The organism is Nocardioides sp. Soil_C_8 (genome assembly GCF_057656315.1).
Map to the genome: position 1 here is coordinate 466,888 of NZ_JBDGKQ010000004.1, position 19,942 is coordinate 486,829.

The 19,942-nt window shown below is 73.3% G+C and carries 16 protein-coding genes; 2 read left to right on the forward strand and 14 right to left on the reverse strand.

The window, feature by feature from the left end; all coding sequences use genetic code 11:
* Nucleotides 1-9: 9 nt before the first annotated feature.
* The 9 genes from AC3A3L_RS19265 to AC3A3L_RS19305 all read right to left on the reverse strand — a co-directional run bounded on the left by AC3A3L_RS19265 (nucleotide 10) and on the right by AC3A3L_RS19305 (nucleotide 9,278).
* Nucleotides 10-780, reverse strand: a complete 771-nt coding sequence (locus AC3A3L_RS19265; protein ID WP_487641649.1) for a hypothetical protein — start codon at nucleotides 778-780, stop codon at nucleotides 10-12.
* The gene (locus AC3A3L_RS19270) at nucleotides 770-1,261 is read right to left on the reverse strand and encodes an RNA polymerase sigma factor (protein WP_487641650.1); all 492 of its coding nucleotides are present in this window, start codon (nucleotides 1,259-1,261) and stop codon (nucleotides 770-772) included. The genes AC3A3L_RS19265 and AC3A3L_RS19270 overlap by 11 nt, the downstream gene beginning before the upstream one ends.
* Before the next feature lie 73 nt (nucleotides 1,262-1,334).
* Nucleotides 1,335-1,994: a GNAT family N-acetyltransferase gene (locus AC3A3L_RS19275; protein WP_487641651.1), complete on the reverse strand. Its 660-nt coding sequence runs from the start codon at nucleotides 1,992-1,994 to the stop codon at nucleotides 1,335-1,337.
* 102 nt (nucleotides 1,995-2,096) lie between these two features.
* Entirely contained in the window at nucleotides 2,097-3,179 is a 1,083-nt protein-coding gene (locus AC3A3L_RS19280) for an amidohydrolase family protein (protein WP_487641652.1), read from the reverse strand.
* A 10-nt stretch (nucleotides 3,180-3,189) separates the two neighbouring features.
* The gene (locus tag AC3A3L_RS19285; RefSeq protein ID WP_487641653.1) at nucleotides 3,190-3,549 is read right to left on the reverse strand and encodes a hypothetical protein; all 360 of its coding nucleotides are present in this window, start codon (nucleotides 3,547-3,549) and stop codon (nucleotides 3,190-3,192) included.
* Nucleotides 3,549-5,120: a signal recognition particle protein gene (gene ffh / locus AC3A3L_RS19290; RefSeq protein ID WP_487641654.1), complete on the reverse strand. Its 1,572-nt coding sequence runs from the start codon at nucleotides 5,118-5,120 to the stop codon at nucleotides 3,549-3,551. The genes AC3A3L_RS19285 and ffh overlap by 1 nt, the downstream gene beginning before the upstream one ends.
* Nucleotides 5,121-5,330: 210 nt before the next feature.
* Nucleotides 5,331-7,553, reverse strand: a complete 2,223-nt coding sequence (locus tag AC3A3L_RS19295) for a [protein-PII] uridylyltransferase (RefSeq protein ID WP_487641655.1) — start codon at nucleotides 7,551-7,553, stop codon at nucleotides 5,331-5,333.
* Nucleotides 7,554-7,605: 52 nt separating this feature from the next.
* Nucleotides 7,606-7,944 carry a P-II family nitrogen regulator gene (locus tag AC3A3L_RS19300; RefSeq protein ID WP_172259157.1) on the reverse strand — a complete coding sequence of 113 codons (339 nt, stop codon included), beginning with the start codon at nucleotides 7,942-7,944 and terminating at the stop codon, nucleotides 7,606-7,608.
* Nucleotides 7,941-9,278: an ammonium transporter gene (locus tag AC3A3L_RS19305; protein ID WP_487641656.1), complete on the reverse strand. Its 1,338-nt coding sequence runs from the start codon at nucleotides 9,276-9,278 to the stop codon at nucleotides 7,941-7,943. The genes AC3A3L_RS19300 and AC3A3L_RS19305 overlap by 4 nt, the downstream gene beginning before the upstream one ends.
* 214 nt (nucleotides 9,279-9,492) lie before the next feature.
* Between AC3A3L_RS19305 and AC3A3L_RS19310 the strand changes: the two genes are divergently transcribed.
* Nucleotides 9,493-10,437: a rhamnan synthesis F family protein gene (locus tag AC3A3L_RS19310; RefSeq protein WP_487641657.1), complete on the forward strand. Its 945-nt coding sequence runs from the start codon at nucleotides 9,493-9,495 to the stop codon at nucleotides 10,435-10,437.
* Nucleotides 10,427-13,417: a glycosyltransferase family protein gene (locus AC3A3L_RS19315; RefSeq protein ID WP_487641658.1), complete on the forward strand. Its 2,991-nt coding sequence runs from the start codon at nucleotides 10,427-10,429 to the stop codon at nucleotides 13,415-13,417. The genes AC3A3L_RS19310 and AC3A3L_RS19315 overlap by 11 nt, the downstream gene beginning before the upstream one ends.
* A gap of 8 nt (nucleotides 13,418-13,425) precedes the next feature.
* On the opposite strand, the gene ftsY is transcribed toward AC3A3L_RS19315, so the two are convergent.
* The 5 genes from ftsY to smc form a co-directional block, all read right to left on the reverse strand.
* The gene (gene ftsY / locus AC3A3L_RS19320) at nucleotides 13,426-14,571 is read right to left on the reverse strand and encodes a signal recognition particle-docking protein FtsY (RefSeq protein WP_487641659.1); all 1,146 of its coding nucleotides are present in this window, start codon (nucleotides 14,569-14,571) and stop codon (nucleotides 13,426-13,428) included.
* Between the two features lie 13 nt (nucleotides 14,572-14,584).
* Nucleotides 14,585-15,499 (reverse strand): methyltransferase domain-containing protein, encoded by a 915-nt coding sequence (locus tag AC3A3L_RS19325; RefSeq protein ID WP_487641660.1) that lies wholly within the window; start codon nucleotides 15,497-15,499, stop codon nucleotides 14,585-14,587.
* An 85-nt stretch (nucleotides 15,500-15,584) separates the two neighbouring features.
* Nucleotides 15,585-15,761 carry a hypothetical protein gene (locus AC3A3L_RS19330; RefSeq protein ID WP_487641661.1) on the reverse strand — a complete coding sequence of 59 codons (177 nt, stop codon included), beginning with the start codon at nucleotides 15,759-15,761 and terminating at the stop codon, nucleotides 15,585-15,587.
* A gap of 103 nt (nucleotides 15,762-15,864) precedes the next feature.
* On the reverse strand, nucleotides 15,865-16,317 hold the full coding sequence (locus AC3A3L_RS19335) for an acyl-CoA thioesterase (RefSeq protein ID WP_487641662.1): 453 nt from the start codon (nucleotides 16,315-16,317) through the stop codon (nucleotides 15,865-15,867).
* Nucleotides 16,317-19,871 (reverse strand): chromosome segregation protein SMC, encoded by a 3,555-nt coding sequence (gene smc / locus AC3A3L_RS19340; protein ID WP_487641663.1) that lies wholly within the window; start codon nucleotides 19,869-19,871, stop codon nucleotides 16,317-16,319. Before smc ends, AC3A3L_RS19335 begins: the two co-directional genes overlap by 1 nt.
* Nucleotides 19,872-19,942: the final 71 nt, after the last annotated feature.

Below are 19,942 nucleotides of genomic sequence, written 5' to 3' on the forward strand. Positions count from 1 at the left end.
CGTGCGGCCCTAGGACTGGTGGTCCCAGCGCCCCTGCCACAGCCATTCCGCGACGGCGTCGGACCTCGTGCGGTCGACGGAGTCCATCACGACGTCGTCGCCGACCGTGTGCCAGCTGATCGAGGTCGTGCAGCCCGGGCACGTGTCCGACACGGTCGTGAGCACCAGGGCGTGCCCGCGCTTGAACCGGTAGCTCCCGTAGTCCCACGCGGTCGCGTTCCAGTCGTCGTCGTTGGTCCAGATCGTGAAGGTGCCCTGCTGGAGCTTGAAGCCGAGCGCCAGCACGCCGTCGTCGCCGACCAGGCGGCGCACGGTGCGCGCGGGCACCCCGAGCGCGCGCCCGCGCTTCGCGGTGACCTCCCGGACCCAGCCCCCGCGCTCGGGAAGCGTCGGGACGGCGCTCGAGGACGAGCGCTGCTCCGGGTCCCCCGTGGGGGTGCGGGTCGTACCGCCGACGGGGTCGCAGGCCGAGGCGAGGGCGGCGACCGTGGCGGCCGCGGCGATGGTGCGCTTGTCCATGGGGTCCTCCTCCGGGGCTGGGTGCCCCCTCACCGGAGAACAGTCACCAGCGGCCGGCGGGGTTGACCCCGGGGACCAGCCGTGCACCACCTGCACCGCGACCGCGGCGAGCAGGGCCGCGGCCACGCCCAGCGACGCCGCCACGGCCCCGTTGTGGCGGCGCCGCCGGCGGTGCACCTGCGCGAGGCGTGACTCCCCGCCAGGCGAGAACGACGTCGCGTTGGCCTCGAGGCCCTGCCGGAGCCTGTCCTCAACGGGCATGGTCGCCCACTCCTTCTCCCAGCAGCGTGGCCAGGCGGTGCCGGGCCCGGAACAGGTGCTGCTTCACGGTCGACTCGGACACCGAGAGCGCCTCGGCGATCTCGTGCACTGGCCGGTCCTCCCAGTAGAAGAGCACCACTGCGGCGCGCTGCATCGGCGCCAGCTCGTTGACGGCCCGGGCGACGTCGGGGTCGGGGAGGTCGTCGTACGCCGTCGGCTGGGCGAGGCGCTCCTTGTCCGGCCGCGCCGCGCGCCGCTGCAGCTCGCGCACGGCGATGCGGATCGCGACCCGTCGTACCCACGCCTCCGGGCGCTCGTAGCCCGACACCGTGCGCCAGTGCCGCAGCATCCGGTAGAGGGCCTCCTGGGTGATGTCCTCGGCGAGCTCACGGTCGTGCACCATCAGGAAGACCGTCCGCGACACCGGAGCGAAGGACGCACGGAAGTACCAGTCGTACTCACGCTGCTCAGCGGCTCGCACGGGACGCCTCCATGACAGGTCACAGCCATGGTGCTCCCGGGCGGTTGACCCGTCCGAGACATTTTCTCGCGGGCTAGGCCACCCCGTCGAGGCCCATGAACGAGCGCACCGCCTCCGCGCCGGTGACCCGGATCGGCTCTTCGCCCCGGACGAACGTCTCGGGGGTGAGGACGAGCCCCTGGTTGAGCGCCAGCTCGCCCTCGCGGCGCTTGATCCGGCTCACCGTGGTCGGGCGGTAGCCGACCTTGCGCGAGACACCCAGCGACGCCGGGTTGTCGAGGAAGGCCGCCGAGGTGATCTCCTCGAAGCCGAGGTGGTCGAAGAGCAGCTCGCACATCGCCCGGCGCATGGCGGTGCCGAGCCCCCGGCCCTGGTGCTCACGCCCCAGCCACGACCCGGTCTCCCCGGTCCGGGTCACGGGGAAGTGCTTTGCGGCGACGCCCTGCGCACCGATCACGCGGCCGTCGAGGACCACCGCGAGGTCGAGGCAGAAGTCGTCCGGCGAGAAGGTGGACCGCTTGCCCCAGTGGTACGCCGCGGTGTTGCGGGCGAGCTCGCCGGGCGGGGCGGCGGTCCACGGGAAGTAGAACGGCATCTCAGCAGGGTCGTGGATGCCCCTCTCGGCGAGGTCGCACAGCTCGAGGATCAGCTCGTCGGTCAGTCCGCGCAGCTCGAGCGGACCAGCCTGCACGTGCAGGCCGAAGGGCGGGAACAGGTCGACGAGGGTGCTCACGCGCCCATCCCACCGCCTGCCCCGCCGCCGGTTCAAATCGGTTTCCGGCCGCTCCGGTCGACGCGCACCGCGGGCCGGGGCGAGGACCGGACGTCAGCTACGTCAGCCGACGACTGCGCGCCCGCGCAGCACCACGCGCGTCGGCGTACGCAGCACGGACAGGTCGGCGCGCGGGTCCCGGTCGTAGACGACGAAGTCCGCCGAGGCGCCCTCGACGAGGCCGTTCACGCCGAGCCACTCCCGCGCCCGCCAGCTGGCGGCGCCCAGCGCGTCGTGGGCGGGCATCCCGATCCGCACGAGCGCCTCGATCTCTCCCGCGATGTTGCCGTGGCGGCTGATGCCACCGCCGTCGGAGCCGGCGTAGATCGGCACGCCGGCCTCGTGGGCCGCCATGATCGTGGCGGGCATGCGGTCGTAGAGGTCGGTCATCGTCTCGGCGTAGGCCGGGAACCGCTCCCGCCCGGCGGCCGCGTGCTCCGGGAACTTGTCGAGCTGCATGACGGTGGGCACCAGCCGGGTGCCGTGCTGGACCATCGCGTCGATGAGGTCCTCGGTGAGCCCGGTGCCGTGCTCGATGCAGTCGATGCCCGCCTCGATCAGCCCGGGCAGCACCCCGTGGCCGAAGCAGTGGGCCGTCACCTTGGCCCCCTCGGCATGGGCCGCGGCGATGGCGTCGGCGAACGCCTCGGCGGGGAACGAGGGCGCGAGGTCGCCCTCGTCGCGCGAGATCCAGTCGCCGACCAGCTTGATCCAGCCGTCGCCGTTGCGGGCCTCCTGGGCGGCGTACGCCGCCAGCTCGGCGGGCTCCACCTCGTGGGCGTAGCCGCGGATGTAGCGCTTCGTCGCCGCGATGTGCCGCCCGCAGCGGATCAGCCGGGGCAGGTCGTCGCGGTCGTGGATCCAGCGGGTGTCGGCGGCCGAGCCCGCGTCGCGGATGAGGAGGGCACCACCGTCGCGGTCGGCGATCGCCTGCTGCTCGGTGGCGGCGTCGTCGGTGGCGCCGAAGTCGTCGAGCCCGAGGTGGCAGTGGGCGTCGACGAGGCCGGGGACGATCCAGCCCTCGGCGATGGTGTCGGCACCTGGCTGGGCCTCGTAGGTGATGCGGCCGTCGACGACGTACAGGTCACGTGCCTCGCCGTCGGGCAGGACCGGTCCACGGAAGCGCTGGGCTGGCTCGAGGGGCATGCCCGGGACGTTACAGCCGGTCGAGCAGCCAGGACGGGCTCAGCACCTGCGCCGGCGCCACGTTGGCGGCGAGGGCACGGTCGGCGGTCACCACGACGACGTGGCCGCCGGCCTCGCCCGCGCGGCGCGCCTGCTCCCGGATCTCGGCGTCGCCGTCACGCGTCGCGTGCACCGTGCGCACGTGGCCGTCCCGGCCGACCTTCACCCCGCCCTTGGCCTGTCCCTCCAGCACCAGCACGATCTCGTCGTACGGCGTGTCCGCGACCAGGAGCCGCTCGTGCAGGCGGCGCGCCGCCCCCGCGCGGTCCTTCCACCAGCCGTCGGGGACGGACCCGACGACGTTGGCGCCGTCGACGACAAGGGTCGTCATCACTTGAGGAACTGCGAGAAGTCCTTGGGCAGGTTGAGCTGCTCGGCGGCCTTCTCGTAGTCGACCTCGGCGCCGTCGGGGTTGCCGAACGGGTTGGCGGCCTTCTCGGCCGAGGCGGCTTGCTGGGCAGCCTTCTGCTGGGCGGCCTTCGCGGGGTTGCCCGAGACGCGCTTCTTGCCCTTCTTCCCCTTGGCCTGCGGAGCCTGGCGGGCGCCGGCGCGCTTGCCGCCGCCCATCCCCGGCATGCCGGGCATCCCGGGCATGCCGCCGCCCTTGGCCATCGACTCCATCATCTTGCGGGCCTCGAAGAACCGGTCGACGAGCTGGTTGACGTCGGACACCTGGCGGCCGGAGCCGGCGGCGATGCGGGCGCGACGCGAGCCGTCGATGATCTTGGGGTTGGCGCGCTCGGCCGGCGTCATCGACTGGATGATCGCCTGGATGCGGTCGATCTCGCGCTCGTCGAAGTTCTCGAGCTGGTCGCGGAACTGACCCATCCCGGGGAGCATCCCCATGATCTTGGTCATCGAGCCGAGCTTGCGGATCTGCATCATCTGCTGGAGGAAGTCCTCCAGCGTGAAGCCGCCCTTGGTGGCGAGCTTCTCGGCCGCCTTGAGCGACTGCTCGGAGTCGAACGCCTTCTCGGCCTGCTCGATCAGGGTGAGCATGTCGCCCATGTCGAGGATGCGCGAGGCCATCCGGTCGGGGTGGAAGAGGTCGAAGTCGGTCATCTTCTCGCCGCTGGAGGCGAACATGACCGGCTTGCCGGTGATCGAGCGGATGGACAGCGCGGCACCACCGCGGGCGTCACCGTCGAGCTTGGTGAGCACCACGCCGTCGTAGCCGACACCGTCGAGGAACGCCTGCGCGGTGGTGACGGCGTCCTGGCCGATCATCGCGTCGACGACGAAGAGCACCTCGTCGGGCTGCACCGCGTCACGGATGTCGGCGGCCTGCTTCATCAGCTCGGCGTCCACACCGAGGCGACCGGCGGTGTCGATGATGACGACGTCGTGGAGCTTGCGCTTCGCCTCCTCGATCGACGCGCGGGCTACGTCGACGGGGTTGCCCGTGCCGTTGCCGGGCTCGGGCGCGAAGACGGGCACACCGACCCGCTCACCGTTGACCTGGAGCTGCTGGACGGCGTTGGGCCGCTGCAGGTCCGCGGCCACGAGCATCGGGGTCTTGTCCTGGTCCTTCAGCCAGAGCGCGAGCTTCGCGGCCAGGGTCGTCTTGCCGGCGCCCTGGAGGCCGGCGAGCATGATGACGGTCGGGCCGGACTTGGCGTAGCGCAGGCGGCGCGTCTCGCCGCCGAGGATCGCGACGAGCTCCTCGTGGACGATCTTGATGATCTGCTGGGCCGGGTTGAGGGCGCCGCTGACCTCCTCGCCACGGGCGCGCTCCTTCACCGCTCCGACGAACTCCTTGACGACCGGCAGCGCGACGTCGGCCTCGAGCAGCGCGATGCGGATCTCGCGCGCGGTGGCGTCGATGTCGGCCTCGGAGAGCCGGCCCTTGCCCCGCAGGTTCTTGAAGGTGTCGGCAAGGCGGTCGGAGAGTGTGGCGAACACGGTGTGGGTCTGTCCCTCGCATCGGTGGTGGATCAGGGTGGTACGGCGACCAGAGTATCCGGACGGTGCAGGGCACGAACGATTTGGCGTACGACGGACGCGAAAGCGAACTGGGTGCTCGCCATGGACGCTGGACGCACGTTATGGCGTGCGTCGAGCGGCCCAAGGTCCGCTCGAGTTGTCCCGTTGACGCCGGGCTCGGCCGCCCGCTCAGCCGCCCAGCGCGGTGCGGACGGCATGGGCGGCCGCAGCGGCCCGCTCCTCCGTGGGGCGCACCCCGCCGACCTCCTGGACGTAGAACACGTCGACCGCCTGCGGGCCGAGCGTGGAGACGTGCGCCGAGGCGACCGTGAGCCCAAGCCCGGCGAGGGTGGTGAGCACGCGGTGGACGACCCCGGGCCGGTCGGAGGTGCGGATCTCCAGCACCAGCGAGGCGCGGGAGGCGTCCGGGCGGACCTCGACGATCGGGGGCAGCTCGCCGTCCGGACGGGCGGGCAGGTCGGGGAGGCGCTGGGTGCCCTCGACGACGCGGCGGATCCGCTCGCGCACCACGCTCGCGTCGAGGTAGGCGTCGGGGACCTCCCACGCGCTCACGCCCCACTCGCCGTCACCGTCGACCTGCGACCACGCGCGGGCGGCGTGCACCGGCACCCGCAGCGCGGCGAGACCGCCGGCGACGTCGGCGAGCAGGCCGACGCGGTCGGCCGCGACCACGGTGACGGTGGCGCCGACCTCGTGCGGTGCGATGTCGACCGACACGGCGGTCGGGTCACGTCGTACGGCGTCGGGGACGGGCAGCGACCCGGCCGGGGCGACGTGCGTGATCTCCGCCCCGAGGGCGTGGCCCGCCCGGGACACGAGGCGGTCGACGAGCGAGGCCCGCCACGTCGTCCACGCCGCCGGCGACGCCGCGCGGGCGTCGGCCTCGGTGAGCGCCCGGAGCAGCTCGAGGCTGGCCGCGTCGGGGACGTGGGTGAGCAGCTCGGCGGTGGTCGCCGGGTCGTCCGGGTCGCGGGTGGTCGCGAGGTCGGCGAGCAGGAGGTGCCAGCGCACGAGCGAGGCGACCACCTCGGCGTCGAGGTCGGTGAAGCCCATCCGGGCCACCACCTTGCGGGCGAGGGGCTCACCGGCCACGGAGTGGTCCTGCAGCGAGCCCTTGCCGATGTCGTGGAGCAGTGCGGCGACGAGCAGCAGGTCGGGCCGGCGGACGTTGCGGATCAGCGCGCCCGCCTCCGCGCAGGTCTCCACGACGTGGCGGTCGACGGTGAAGCGGTGGATCGCCGAGGCGTGGGGCAGCAGCCGGATCTGCTCCCACTCGGGCAGGAAGGTCTCGATGCCCTCGACCTCGTCGAGGGTCTCCCACACCGGGAGCAGCGCGGGGCCGCTCGCGAGCAGCCGGACCAGCGCGTCTCGAGCAGGCGCGGGCCACGGCACCGGGAGGGCCGCGCCCTCCCGCACGAGGCGGGCGGCCGTGGTGGGGGCGAGCACCGCGTCCCGGCTCGCCGCCTCCGCGGCGGCGCGGAGCAGGAGCGTCGAGTCGTCACCGGGCCGGGTGCCGGCGTCGAGGACGACCTCGCCGCGCGAGAGCGCGATGCCGGGAGCGATCCGCTCGAGGGCGGGGGTGCGGCGGCCCCGCTCCCCCGTCGGTCGGGCCATCACCGCGTCCGTGCGTCGCCAGGCCAGGCGCGAGAGGTGGCCGATCCGGCGGCCGAGGGTGCGGACGTGGCGCTGGGCTGCCTCCGCGTCGGCGAGGCCGAGCCGCTCGGCGAGCGGCTCCCACATCTCGGGGGCGATGCGGTCGGCCGGGCGCCCGGCGAGGTCCTGGACCTCGTCGCGGACGTCGAGGAGCAGCTGCCGCGCCGCCTCGAGCGCGGGGGTCGAGGCGTCGACGAGCCAGCTGGCCTCGATGGCCTTGAGCACCCCGGCGTCGCGCAGCCCGCCCTCGGCCTCCTTCACGTCGGGCACGGACGCGTGCGCCAGCTCGCCGGTGACGTCGTGGCGCTTGTGCGTCATCGCCTTCAGCTCCGGCAGCCGGGTGCGGGCCTGCCGGCGCCAGTCGGCCAGCATCGTGGTGCGCAGCCGGAGGCTGAGTCCCGGGTCGCCGGCGAGGTGGCGCGCGTCGAGGAGGCCGAGCGCGACCCGGAGGTCGGCGGCCGCCTCCAGCACCTCTCCCATCGAGCGGACCGAGTGGTCGAGCCGCCGCCCGGAGTCCCACAGCGGGTACCAGAGGGTGGCGCCGAGGTCGCCGATGTCGAGGCCGTCCTCGTGGACCAGGACGACGTCGAGGTCGGAGTGTGGCGCGAGCTCTCCGCGGCCGTACCCCCCGACGGCGACCAGGGCCACCCCGGTGACGGGCCCCCCGGAGGCGGCGTACGCCTCCCGGCAGAGCTCGTCGGCCGAGGTGGCCCTGGTCTGTCGATCTGCTGCGCTCACTGGCCCTCCCCCACGCGGAGGGCCGGACGAGCGGCCCCGAGACGCACGCCCATCAGAGTGCGGATGCGTCCTGCTCGCCGGTGCGGACGCGGACGACGGTCTCGACGGGGCTGACCCACACCTTGCCATCACCGATCCGGCCGGTCTGCGCGGTCTTGACGACGATCCCGACGATGTCGTCGGCGTCGGCGTCGTCGACGACGATCTCGATGCGGATCTTCGGGACGAGGGCGATGTCGTACTCCGCCCCGCGGTAGACCTCGGTGTGGCCCTTCTGGCGGCCGTAGCCGCTGACCTCGGAGACCGTCATGCCGGCGACCCCGAAGGTCTCGAGCGCCTCGCGGACGTCCTCCCACTTGTGCGGCTTGATCACCGCGGTCACGAGCTTCATGCGCTGGCTCCTTCGGTCTTGGTGGTGGTGGCGGCGGCGGGGGCCGCGGTCGAGGCAGCGAGGACGCTGCTGCTGCCGCCGCTGGTGCCGCCGTGCAGGTCGTACGCCGTCTCGCCGTGGGCGACGAGGTCGATGCCGTTGACCTCGTCCTCCGCGTCGAGGCGCAGGCCCATCGTGTACTTGATCGCCAGGGCGATGACAGTGGTCAGGATGCCCGAGTAGACGACCGCGACGAGGACACCGAGGGTCTGGTCGCCGAGCGAGCCGAAGCCTCCGCCGTAGAGCAGCCCGTTGACGCCGCCAGCGCCCTCAGCCGTGGAGAAGACGCCGATCAGCACGGTGCCGACGATGCCGCCGACCAGGTGGACGCCGACCACGTCGAGCGAGTCGTCGTAGCCGAGCTTGTACTTCAGGCCGACGGCCCAGGCGCACACGCCACCCGCGATGATGCCGATGGCCACGGCACCGCTGATGTCGACGGCACCGGCCGCCGGGGTGATCGCGACCAGGCCCGCCACGATGCCGGAGGCGGCACCGAGCGAGGTGGCCTTGCCGTGCAGGAGCCGCTCGATCAGCAGCCAGCCGAGGATGGCTGCCATGGTGGCGAGGGTGGTGTTGGCGAAGGTGCGGCCGGTCTCGGAGTAGAACTGCGAGAGGAAGGCGTCGGGGTCCTCGTCGAAGGTGGTGCCGAAGACGATCGAGCCGACGTTGAAGCCGTACCAGCCGAGCCACAGCATGCCTGCGCCGAGCATCGTCAGGGTCAGGTTGTGCGGACGCATCTGCTCGCGGGGCCAGCCGATGCGCTTGCCGAGGAGCAGCACGAGCACCAGGGCCGCGACGCCGGCGTTGATGTGGACGGCCGTGCCGCCCGCGTAGTCCTGGGCGCCGATGCGGCCGCAGATGAGCGAGTCGTCGGTGCAGCTGAAGACCATGTGGGCCATCGGGAAGTAGACGATGAGCGCCCACAGCGGGAGGAAGACCACCCAGGCGGAGAACTTCAGCCGGTCGGCCACCGCACCGCTGATCAGCGCCGCAGTGATGATGGCGAAGGTCATCTGGAACATCACGTAGATGTAGTTGTCGGTGGAGACGCCGTCGAGCCAGAACAGCTCGAACGGGTTGGCGAAGAAGGTGCCGTTGCCGCCGAAGCCCATCGACCAGCCGACGGCGACGTACAGGATGCCGACGATGGCGGCCGCGATGAACGACATCATCATCATGTTCAGCACGGACTTCGACCGCGTCATGCCGCCGTAGAACAGGGCCAGCGCGGGCACCGTCATCATCAGGACGAAGGCAGTCGCCACCAGCATGAAGGCGTAATAGCCGTCCACAGGACCTCCAGGAACTCGAGCACGAACGAAAAAGGTGTGGTCACCGGGGCCAGGACGTCGCTGTCGTGGCGGTGCCCACGTGATGACCCGCAGCCTGTGCGGGCGAGGTTTCGCCGGGCCGCGACGGATGTTGCGCGCAGGCAACGGAATGAGCCCTCGTGTTACGGGTGTGTGAACGGACCGGGCCCGGAGGTCGCCTTGTTAGTGTTCGGCCGTGTCCAGACTGGCCGTGATGGCGCACTACGACGTCGCCGGGGAGCTGCGGCCCCACGTGCGTGGTCAGGTGGAGGCGCTGGCCGCGTCGGTCGACACGCTGCTGGTCTGCACGACGGCCAGCCTGCAGGACTCCGCGCGCGACTGGCTCACCGAGCGCGCGGTCCTCGTCGAGCGCGCCAACTACGGCTACGACTTCTTCAGCTACAAGGTCGGCCTCGACGCCGCCGGCGACCTCACGGCGTACGACGAGGTGGTGGTCTGCAACGACACCTACGTCTTCGCCCTCGACTCCTACGAGACCGTCTTCGCCGAGATGGCCACCCGGCCGTGTGACTTCTGGGGCCTGACGGGTGCCGAGCGCGTGGCCCCCCACATCCAGTCCTTCTTCATCGCCTTCCGCCCGTGGGTGGTCGGCTCGCGCGCGTTCACGACGTTCTGGGAGGAGATGGAGCCGATCTCCAAGCGCCGCCAGGTCATCCGGCGTTACGAGGTGGGCATGTCGCGGCGGCTCTACGAGGCGGGTTTCCTCTCCGACACCTACTTCGTCGAGACGCCCGAGGACCGGCGCATCGCCCGCGAGCGGATGCGCTGGTGGGCCGCCCACCGCTCCCACTTCCCGCGCACCCGCGCCGAGGTCCGCGAGTGGCGCGAGCGCGCGAACGAGCCGTGGAACCCTGCCCGGAGCCTCGCCGACCGGGTGCTCGACAACGCCCGACTCCCCTACGTCAAGATCGACACCCTGCGCTACGACCCCTACAACCTCGACGCCAAGCGGCTGCTCGAGCTGTGCGAGCGTCGCTTCCCGCAGCGCTTCGACGGGGTGCGCGAGTTCCTCGAGGAGACCGCGCAGTACTACCCCCTCCGCGACACCGAGCGGCTGCTGCCGACACCGCTCGCCCTCGAGCCCCTCTTCCCGCGGGTGAGGTACTCCGATGCGAGGTGAGCGTCGCCGCCCGGGGCAGGTGAGGCTCGACGACGCCGCCGAGGTGATGGTCGCCTCCGGTCTCGTCGACGCCGACTACGTCGCCGCCCAGCTCGGCACCACCTTCGAGTCGACCCTCGAGGCGGCACGCGCGGTCGTCGACGCCGGCGACGTGTCCCCGCACCCGCTCTTCGAGGCCCAGTGGATCGGTCGGCGCCGCTCCTGGCAGCGCGCCGGCCAGCACCCCGTGCTCTGGTACGTCTCCGAGCGCCGGCGGCGCAACCGCATCGCGCCGCACCCGCTCGTCGACCCGCGGGTCATCTTCGCGGCCCACCCGGAGGCCCGGCACCACCCCTACGGCGCGCTGTCCTACTGGCTCGCGGCCTCCGGGCCCGGGGCCCCGCTGCCCACGCGGATCCTGCCGCGCAAGGTGTCGTGGTCCAGCTACCGCGCCGCCGCCATCGCCGCCGCGAGCCAGTGGCGCGAGGAGGTCGTCCGCGAGCGCCCGCAGCTCGTCGGACCCACGCCGGCGCTCCCGGACTCGCTGGCGACCTCACCGGCCGTGACCGTGGTGATGGCCGCGCAGGACGCCGGACCGCTCGTCCACCAGACGGTGGCGTCGCTCCAGGCCCAGGCGTTCACCGACTGGCACCTCGTCGCCGTCGACCGCGGGTCGGTCGACGACACGGCCGCGGTGCTGCAGGGCGTGGCGGCCTTCGACGACCGCGTCACCGTCGTGCGCGAGTCGCGCTGCGGGCTCGCGCACGCGCTCAACGTGGCCCTCGAGCACGGCACCGCCGAGCACGTGGCCTTCCTGCCGCTGGGGCGCGAGTGGCTGCCCGAGATGCTCGGCGACCTGCTGGCCCATGCCCACCACACCGGGGCGGCCGCGGTGGTCGCCGGCGCCGGGGCCGTCGCCCGGTCGCGCCACGAGCTGCTGGGCGGGCGTCCGGTCGACCTCGCGACCGCGCTCCTCCGACGCGACGCGGTCAAGGACGTCGGGGGGTTCGACGAGGGCCTCGACGGTGCGGTGGAGCGCGACCTGCTGCTGCGGCTCACCCGTGACCACGAGCCGCTCGCCGTCGACGTACCCGTCCTGCGCCGACCCGAGACCGTCCCGCCCGGCTTCGCCGACGACTGGGACTCCGTCGTCCTCGAGCGCCAGCTCGTCGACTGGGACGCGGCCGCGCGCCGGGAGACCGACGAGGCCGTGGTCAGCCACGTCATGCCGCTGGGCCCGGAGCCCCGGCGCACGGTGGAGTGGCTCGGCTCGGTGCCGCGCGAGGGCTCGGAGCTGGTGCTCGTCGGCGTCCGGATGCGGCGCGCGCACCACGTGCTCGCCGCCTCGATCGCCTCGGTGATCTCGGGTGCCCGGTTCGTCTCGGTCCCGGCCCCGGTGTCCATGTCGGTCGCCACCAACGTCGGCGTCGTGGAGGCCGCCGGCAGCACCATCGTGCTCGTCCGGCCGGAGGCGATGCCGCCGCGCCAGCCCATCGCCGAGCGGCTCGCCGAGGTGCTGCGCGAGCCCGGGGTCGGCCTCGCGCAGCCGCTGGTGGTCGACCTGGACGGCGTGGTGCTCAGCGCGGGCGCCCGCTTCTCCACCGACAACCCGCACCCCGAGCTGTTCCTCGCCGGCCTGCCCACCAGCGACGCCGTGCGGATCGGCCAGTGCGAGATCGCTGCGCCCGCATCACCGCTGGTGGCGTTGCGCACCGAGGCGGCGGTCGCCCTGCGCGGCCTCGACTCGCGCTACCACTCGGTCCTCGCCGAGACCGACCTCGGCCTGAGGGCGCAGCGGGCGGGCCGCGGCGGATCGGTGCTCGTGCCCGACACCGTGATCACCTCCCGCACCGCCTACGCCGAGCCCGAGGAGCTCATCGGCGCGATGTCGTCGCTGCGGACGACGGTGCTCGCCGGTCCCCCGCCGCCGGTCGACCACGCCCGCGAGCAGCTCCGGACCGCCGGGCTGGAGGTGACCGACGAGCGCAACCGGCGGGTCAGCACCGACGCCGACGACCGGACCGCGCCCTCGGTGCTGGTCCCCGAGCTCGTGCTGCGGGCCGTCGAGGGCATCCGGGAGTCGCCGCCGCGGCTGCGCTGGGCCGTCGACATCGCCGCGCCCGCCGCCCAGCGCGGTGACCGGTGGGGCGACACCTACTTCGCCCGGTCGCTGGCCGACGCGCTCGAACGACGTGGCCAGCACGTCGCCATCGACCGCCGCGACGCCCGGCACCGCGACTCCCGCGACCACGACGACGTGCTGCTGGTGCTCCGCGGGCTCGACCGCGTCACCCCCCGACCCGGCCTGCTCAACGTCGAGTGGATCATCAGCCACCCCGACATGATCACGCCCGACGAGGTGGCCGGCTTCGACCTCGTCTACGCCGCCAGCACCAGCTGGTCGGAGCGGGTGAGCCGCGAGTGGGGCACCCCCGTCACCCAGCTCCTGCAGTGCACCGACACCCGCTGGTTCCACCCCGACCGGGCCGAGCCCGACACCGGGCCTGCGCTCCTCTTCGTCGGCAACTCGCGCGGCATCTACCGCTACGCCGTCCGCAGCGCGCTCGCCATCGGCGCCGACCTCACCCTGCACGGCAACGACTGGACCGACTTCGTCGAGCGCGACCAGATCGCCTCCGGCGGCGTCGACAACCGCGAGGTCGGCGTGCTCTACGCCTCGGCGGGGATCGTGCTCAACGACCACCACCTCGACATGCGCCGCGACAGCTTCGCCTCCAACCGCCTCTTCGACGCGGCGGCCTGCGGGGCCCGGATCCTCAGCGACCGCATCGACGGCCTCGAGGAGATCTTCTCGGGCCTCGTGCTCCCCTTCGACAACGAGCACGAGCTGGCGCGCCTGGTGACGCCGCCCTACGACGCCTTCCCCGACGACGCCACGCGCCGCGAGATCGCGACCCGCATCATCGCCGAGCACAGCTTCGACAAGCGGGCCGAGACCCTCATCGACGACGCCGTGCGCGCGCTCCTCGCCCGCCGCTGACCGTCGAGTCAGCCGAGCAGCGCGTCCACGAAGGCAGCGGCGTCGAACGGCGCCATGTCGTCGGGTCCCTCGCCGAGGCCGACGAGCTTGACCGGCACGCCGAGCTCGCGCTGCACCTGCACCACGATGCCGCCCTTGGCGGAGCCGTCGAGCTTGGTGAGCACGATGCCGGTGACGTCGACGATCTCGCTGAAGACGCGAGCCTGGATGAGGCCGTTCTGGCCGGTGGTGGCGTCGAGGACGAGCAGCACCTCGGTCACGTCGGCCTGCTTCTCGATGACGCGCTTGATCTTGCCGAGCTCGTCCATGAGCCCGGCCTTGTTCTGCAGGCGGCCGGCGGTGTCGACGAGCACCGTGTCGACGCCGTTGTCGACGCCGTGCTTGACGGCCTCGAACGCGACGCTGGCCGGGTCGCCGCCCTCGGGGCCGCGCACGACCTCGACGCCCACCCGCTCGCCCCACGTGGCGAGCTGGTCGACGGCGGCCGCGCGGAAGGTGTCGGCGGCACCGAGGGTCACCGAGAGGTCCTCGGCGACGAGGATCCGGGCGATCTTGCCCACCGTGGTGGTCTTGCCGGCGCCGTTGACGCCGACCACGAGCACCACGCCCGGCTTGCCGTCGGCCCCGGTGACCTGCACGCGGCGGTCGAGGTCGGTGCCGACGAGCTCGATCAGCTCCTCGCGCAGCACGGTGCGTACGTCGGGGGTCTGTCCGCCCTCGACCCGCATGCGGGTGCGCAGGCGCTCGACGAGCGCCTGCGTCGGGGCCACCCCGATGTCGGCGGTCAGGAGGGTGTCCTCGATCTCCTCCCAGGTGTCCTCGTCGAGCCGGTCACGGCTGAGCAGGGCGAGCAGGCCCTTGCCGAGGTTGCCCTGGGAGCGCGAGAGCCGCTGCCGCAGCCGCACCAGGCGCGACGCCGTGCTCTCGGGCTTCTCGATCGTCGGGGCCTCGACGAGCGGCTCGGCGGTGTCGACCGCGGGCTCCGGTGGCGCCCCGGTCGCGACCTCGGCCTCCGTCGGCGGCGGCGCGATGACGTCGGTGCCACCGCTCGGCGGCCGCACCTCCTTGCGCCGGCGCCCGGAGGTCAGCAGCCCCGCCAGCGTCAGGACGCCGACGACCGCGATGGCGATGATCAGATAGAGCCAGTCACCCATGGGGCCAATCCAATCAGAGGGGCACGACGCGCCGAAGCCGGGTGAGCACCCGGGCCGCGCGACGGGCCTGCTCCTGCGCCAGCCGCGCGCGCAGGCGGTCGCGCTGGGCGACGAGCCGGGCGGCCCGCTCGCGCTCCCGCGCCAGGCGGCCCTGCGCCTTCGCGAGGTCGGCGAGCACCGCGTCGAAGGCGGCCGTGAGCCCCGAGCCGGTGCCGCCGGCCAGCATCGGCGAGCCCGTGACCCGGCCGGGACGGGCGACCCACACCACCTCGTGGGCCATCAGGTGGAACCACTGCACCGCGGACTCCCCCACGAGCGCCGGCGGCGTGACCCGCACGGAGGCGAGGCCGGCGTCGGCGAGGCGCGCGTCGAAGTCGTCGCCGTACCAGCGCACGTGGTCGGCCTGCCCGAAGCGACGGAGCCGCTCCTCCGGAGGCGCCGACGGGTCCTCCTCGGTCGCGACGCCCACCTTGATCGGCACCTCGAGGAGGGCGATGCCGCGCGGGCTGAGCACCCGGGCGATCTCGCGCATCGCCGCGCGGTCGTCGGGCACGTGCTCGAGCACGTGGTAGCAGACGAGCAGGTCGACCGAGCCGTCACGGAGCGGGAGGCGGGTCAGGCAGGCCAGCGCGTCGACGTCGCGGGCGTCGTAGCCGGCGTCCAGGCTGATCCGGCGCCGGGCCTCGACCCGGTCGAGCAGCACCTTCGACTGTCGCGACGGCGCGATCTCGACCACCGTGTCGAGGTCGCGGAGCTCGGGGGCGAGGCTGCCGAGGAGCAGCGACAGGAACCGGTGCCGCTCGAGGCTGCCGCACCGGGGACAGGTGGCCTCGGGGCGACCGTCGGGACCGGGCCGGAACTGGCGGGTCACCATCGCACCGCAGGCCGCGCAGTAGGCCTTGGCGACGTCGTGGCGGGAGCCGGTCACCTCTCGCACGCTAGTCCGCGCGCGGGTCGACGCGAGGCGCCACGCCGGGAGACACCGGCGGACCGGTGGACCGGGTGGAGGTGGGTCAGACGCGGGACTCGGAGTCCTCGAGGGTCGGGAGGGCGTCGACGCCCTTGCGCATGGCGTCGCCGAGCTGGGGGGCGACGGGCATCTCCTCGCCGCGGTGGGGGTAGGCGACGTAGACGGCCACGGCCACGGCGACGAGCACGCCGAGGGACATCATCAGGACGATCGCGAGCACGGGGTTCCTCCGAGGTGGTCCGGTCGGGTCTCCTCCACGGTGGCACACGACGGATGCGGCCCGCGCATCGGCGGCCGGCTCCGGCGCGTCGGGGTGAGGAGCCTCACCCCTCCGGGCGGAGGAGGGGTACGACGGCCGCGCGCACCACGTCGGGCATCGGGGCGACCGGCCGGGCGCCCGCGCCGCTGGAGTTGTCGACGTACACGTGGACGAACCGCCCCTCGGCCGCCGCCTCGTCCGAGGGACCCTGGAACAGGCCGATGCGGTAGACGACCGAGCTGCGTCCCACCTTGTCCACGACCAGCCCCATCTCGATGGGCTGCGGGAAGCCGATCTCGCGGAAGTAGCGACAGCCGGTCTCGGCGACGACGCCGATCTGCGGCAGCGCCCGGACGTCGACGCCGGTCGCCTCGTAGAGGTAGGCGTTGACGGCGGTGTCGAACAGCTCGTAGTAGGTCGCGTTGTTGAGGTGGCCGTAGGCGTCGTCGTCGCGCCACCGCGTCGTGGCGGTGCGCCAGGCGACGTACGCGTCGCGGGTGGGTACGTCCTGCGGCACTAGGCGGACTCCGCGTCGCGGAGACGCTGGCTGATCACGGCGGAGACCCCGTCGCCGCGCATGGTGACGCCGTAGAGCGCGTCGCCGACCTCCATCGTGCGCTTCTGGTGGGTGATCACCAGGAGCTGGGAGTTCTCGCGCAGCTCCTCGTAGATCTCGAGCAGGCGGCCGAGGTTGGTGTCGTCGAGCGCCGCCTCGACCTCGTCGAGGATGTAGAACGGCGACGGCCGGGCCTTGAAGAGGGCCACGAGGAAGGCGACCGCGACGAGGGACCGCTCGCCACCGGACAGCAGCGAGAGGCGCTTGACCTTCTTGCCAGGGGGCCGGGCCTCGACCTCGACGCCGGTCGTCAGCATGTCGCCGGGATTGGTGAGGACGAGTCGCCCCTCGCCGCCGGGGAACAGCCGCGCGAAGGTCTGGTCGAAGGCCTTCTCGACGTCGGCGTAGGCCTCGGTGAACACCTGCTCCACGCGGGCGTCGACCTCGCGGACGATGTCGAGGAGGTCCTTGCGGGTGCGCTTGAGGTCCTCGAGCTGCTCGGTGAGGAACTTGTGCCGCTCCTCCATCGCGGAGAACTCCTCGAGCGCGAGGGGGTTGACGCGTCCGAGCATCGACAGGGCGCGCTCCGCTGCGCGCAGGCGCTTGACCTGCTCCTCGCGCACGAAGGCGGTGGGCTCCGGCGGCTCCTCCCCCTCGGGCACCTCGCCCGTGAACGGGACCGGGGTCGCCGGCCCGTAGTCGGTGACGAGGCCGTCGGGGTCCAGGCCGAGCTCCTCCAGCGCACGCTCCTCGAGCTGCTCGATGCGCATCTTCTGCTGGGTGCGGGCCATCTCGTCCCGGTGGACGGAGCTGACGAGCTCGTCGTGCTCACGGCCCAGGTCGCGGAGGTGGGTGCGGACGGTCATGAGCTCCTGCTCGCTCCCCCGCCGGGACTCCTCCACGGCGGCGCGCTCGTCGGCGGCCAGCATGACCGAGCGCTCGAGCTGGTGCAGCACGACGCGGACCGCCGACGCGACGGCCTCCGCGGCCGCGCCCTCACGGATCAACCGCTCCCGGCGCTCTGCCGCGCGGGCACGTGACTCGCGCTCGGCCTGGGCGGCTCGCAGGAGCGAGTCGGCGCGGCCGTGCAGCGCGCGCGCACGCTCCTCCGCGGTGCGCAGGGCGAGGCGGGCGTCCATCTCGCCCTGCCGTGCCTCCCGGGCCGCCTCGGCCAGGCGCTCGCGCTCGGCCGTGTCGGGCTCCTCGTCGGTGACGTCCTGGGCCGCGGCCAGGCGCGCCTCCAGGTCGACCAGCCCCGCGAGGTCCGCTTCGCGCGCCTCGCGGGCGGTGGCGATCGCGCGCTCCAGCCGGTCGGCCTCGCCCTTGGCGGCGCGCGCCTGCGAGCCGTACTGCCCCAGCTCCTCGGCGACCGCGGCGAGCGTCGCGTCGGACTCGTGCAGCTTGGCGAGCGCGACGTCGACGCGCTTGAGGGCGTCGTGGCGGGCCGCCTCGAGGCGGGAGATCTCGAAGCCCAGCCGCTCGGCGGTCGCGGTGGCCTCGGCCAGCCTGTCGCCGGCCTCGTCGACGGCCGCCTGGATCTCGATCAGGCTCGGCTGGCTGGTGGACCCACCCGCCGCGAAGTGGGCGCCGAGCAGGTCGCCCTCCCGGGTCACGGCGACGACGTCGGGGCGCTCGGCGACGAGCCGCCGGGCGGCTGGCAGGTCGTCGACGACGGCGACCTGGTGGAGCAGGCGCGTCAGCGCAGGGCGTACGTCGTCGGGCGCGGACACCACGTCGACGGCGTACGCCGCCCCGTCGGGGAGTGCGGGCCAGTCCCGGTCCGCGGCCGGTGCGCCGCCGAGCAGCATCCCGGCGCGGCCGAGGTCGTCGTGCTTGAGGTGGGCGATCGCGTCGACCGCCGAGGCGGCGTCGGAGAGGACGACCGCGTCGGCGGCAGCCCCGAGCGCCGCGGCGACGGCCGCCTCGTAGCCGTGGTCGACGTCGAGGAGGGCGGCCACCGAGCCGAGCAGGCCGGCGACGTCGTCGCTCGCGGCGAGCAGCGCGCCGGCGCCGTCCTTGCGGTTGAGGCCGATCTCGAGCGCATCACGGCGCGCGACGAGGCCGGCACGCTCACGGTCGGCCTGCTGCGCGTCCTCGCGGGCCCGGGCGAGCTGCTCCTCGATCCCGTCGAGGGCGGACACCGCGTCCTCGTGCTCGGAGTCGAGGCCCTCCTCACCGGCGTCGAGGCCGGCGACGCGCGTCTCGAGCGCGGTGAAGTCGCGCTGCGCCCGCTCGGCACGGGTCACCGCGTCCTCGCGGGCGTCGGTGAGCCGCTGGATCTCGGCGTCGGCTGCCTCGGAGCGGGACTTCAGTGCGTTGACCTGGCCGGTGAGCCGGGCCAGGCCCTCGCGCCGGTCGGCAGCCGCCCGCTGGAGACCGGCGATGCGCTTGTCCTCCTCGGCCGCCGCCTCCTCGGCCGCGCGCTTGGCGACCACGGCGGCGTCGAGGGCCGAACGCTGCTGCTCGACCTCGGCGGCGATCTCCGCCTCCTGCCGACGCACCCGCTCGGCCTGCGCCTCGAGGTCGTCGGGGTCGCGGCCGCTGTCGACGGTGTCGCCCTCGGCGGCCCCCGCGGCGTTGCGGATCCGCTCGTCGGCCAGTGACGCGGTGCCGCGCAGGCGCTCCTTCAGGCCGGACAGCGCGAACCAGGTCTCCTGGGCCGCTGCGAGGCGCGGCAGGTCGTCCCGCAGGGCGGCCTCGAGCCCGGCCTCACGCTCGCGGCCGGCGGCGATCGCGGCCTCGACCTCCTCGCGCCGCTGCAGCAGCAGCGACTCGTCGGCCATCTCGGACTCGAGCGCCGTGCGGGCGGTGACCAGGTCGTCGGCGAGGAGGCGGGCGCGGGCGTCGCGCACGTCGGCCTGCACCGTCTGCGCCTGCCGGGCGACCTCGGCCTGACGACCCAGCGGCTTGAGCTGTCGCCGGATCTCGGAGAGCAGGTCGGCGAGACGGGTCAGGTTGCCGTCGGTGGCGTCGAGCTTGCGGAGCGCCTTCTCCTTGCGCTTGCGGTGCTTGAGGACGCCGGCGGCCTCCTCGATGAAGCCGCGCCGGTCCTCGGGGGTGGCGTGGAGGATCGAGTCGAGCTGGCCCTGGCCGACGATCACGTGCATCTCGCGGCCGATGCCCGAGTCGCTGAGCAGCTCCTGCACGTCGAGCAGCCGGCACCCGTTGCCGTTGATGGCGTACTCCGAGCCGCCGTTGCGGAACATCGTTCGGCTGATCGTGACCTCGGCGTAGTCGATCGGCAGCGCGCCGTCGGAGTTGTCGATGGTCAGCTGCACCTCGGCGCGGCCGAGCGGCGGACGGCCGGAGGTGCCGGCGAAGATGACGTCCTCCATCTTGCCGCCGCGCAGGCTCTTGGCGCCCTGCTCGCCCATCACCCAGGCGAGGGCGTCGACGACGTTGGACTTGCCCGAGCCGTTGGGACCGACGATGCAGGTGATGCCCGGCTCGAGCTGCATGGTCGTCGAGGACGCGAAGGACTTGAACCCCTTGAGGGTCAGGCTCTTCAGGTACAACGCGGGCTCCTCACCGGGTCGAGAGACGGCCACTGACAACTGGGGAAGCTCAGCGCGGCTCACCCTACGAC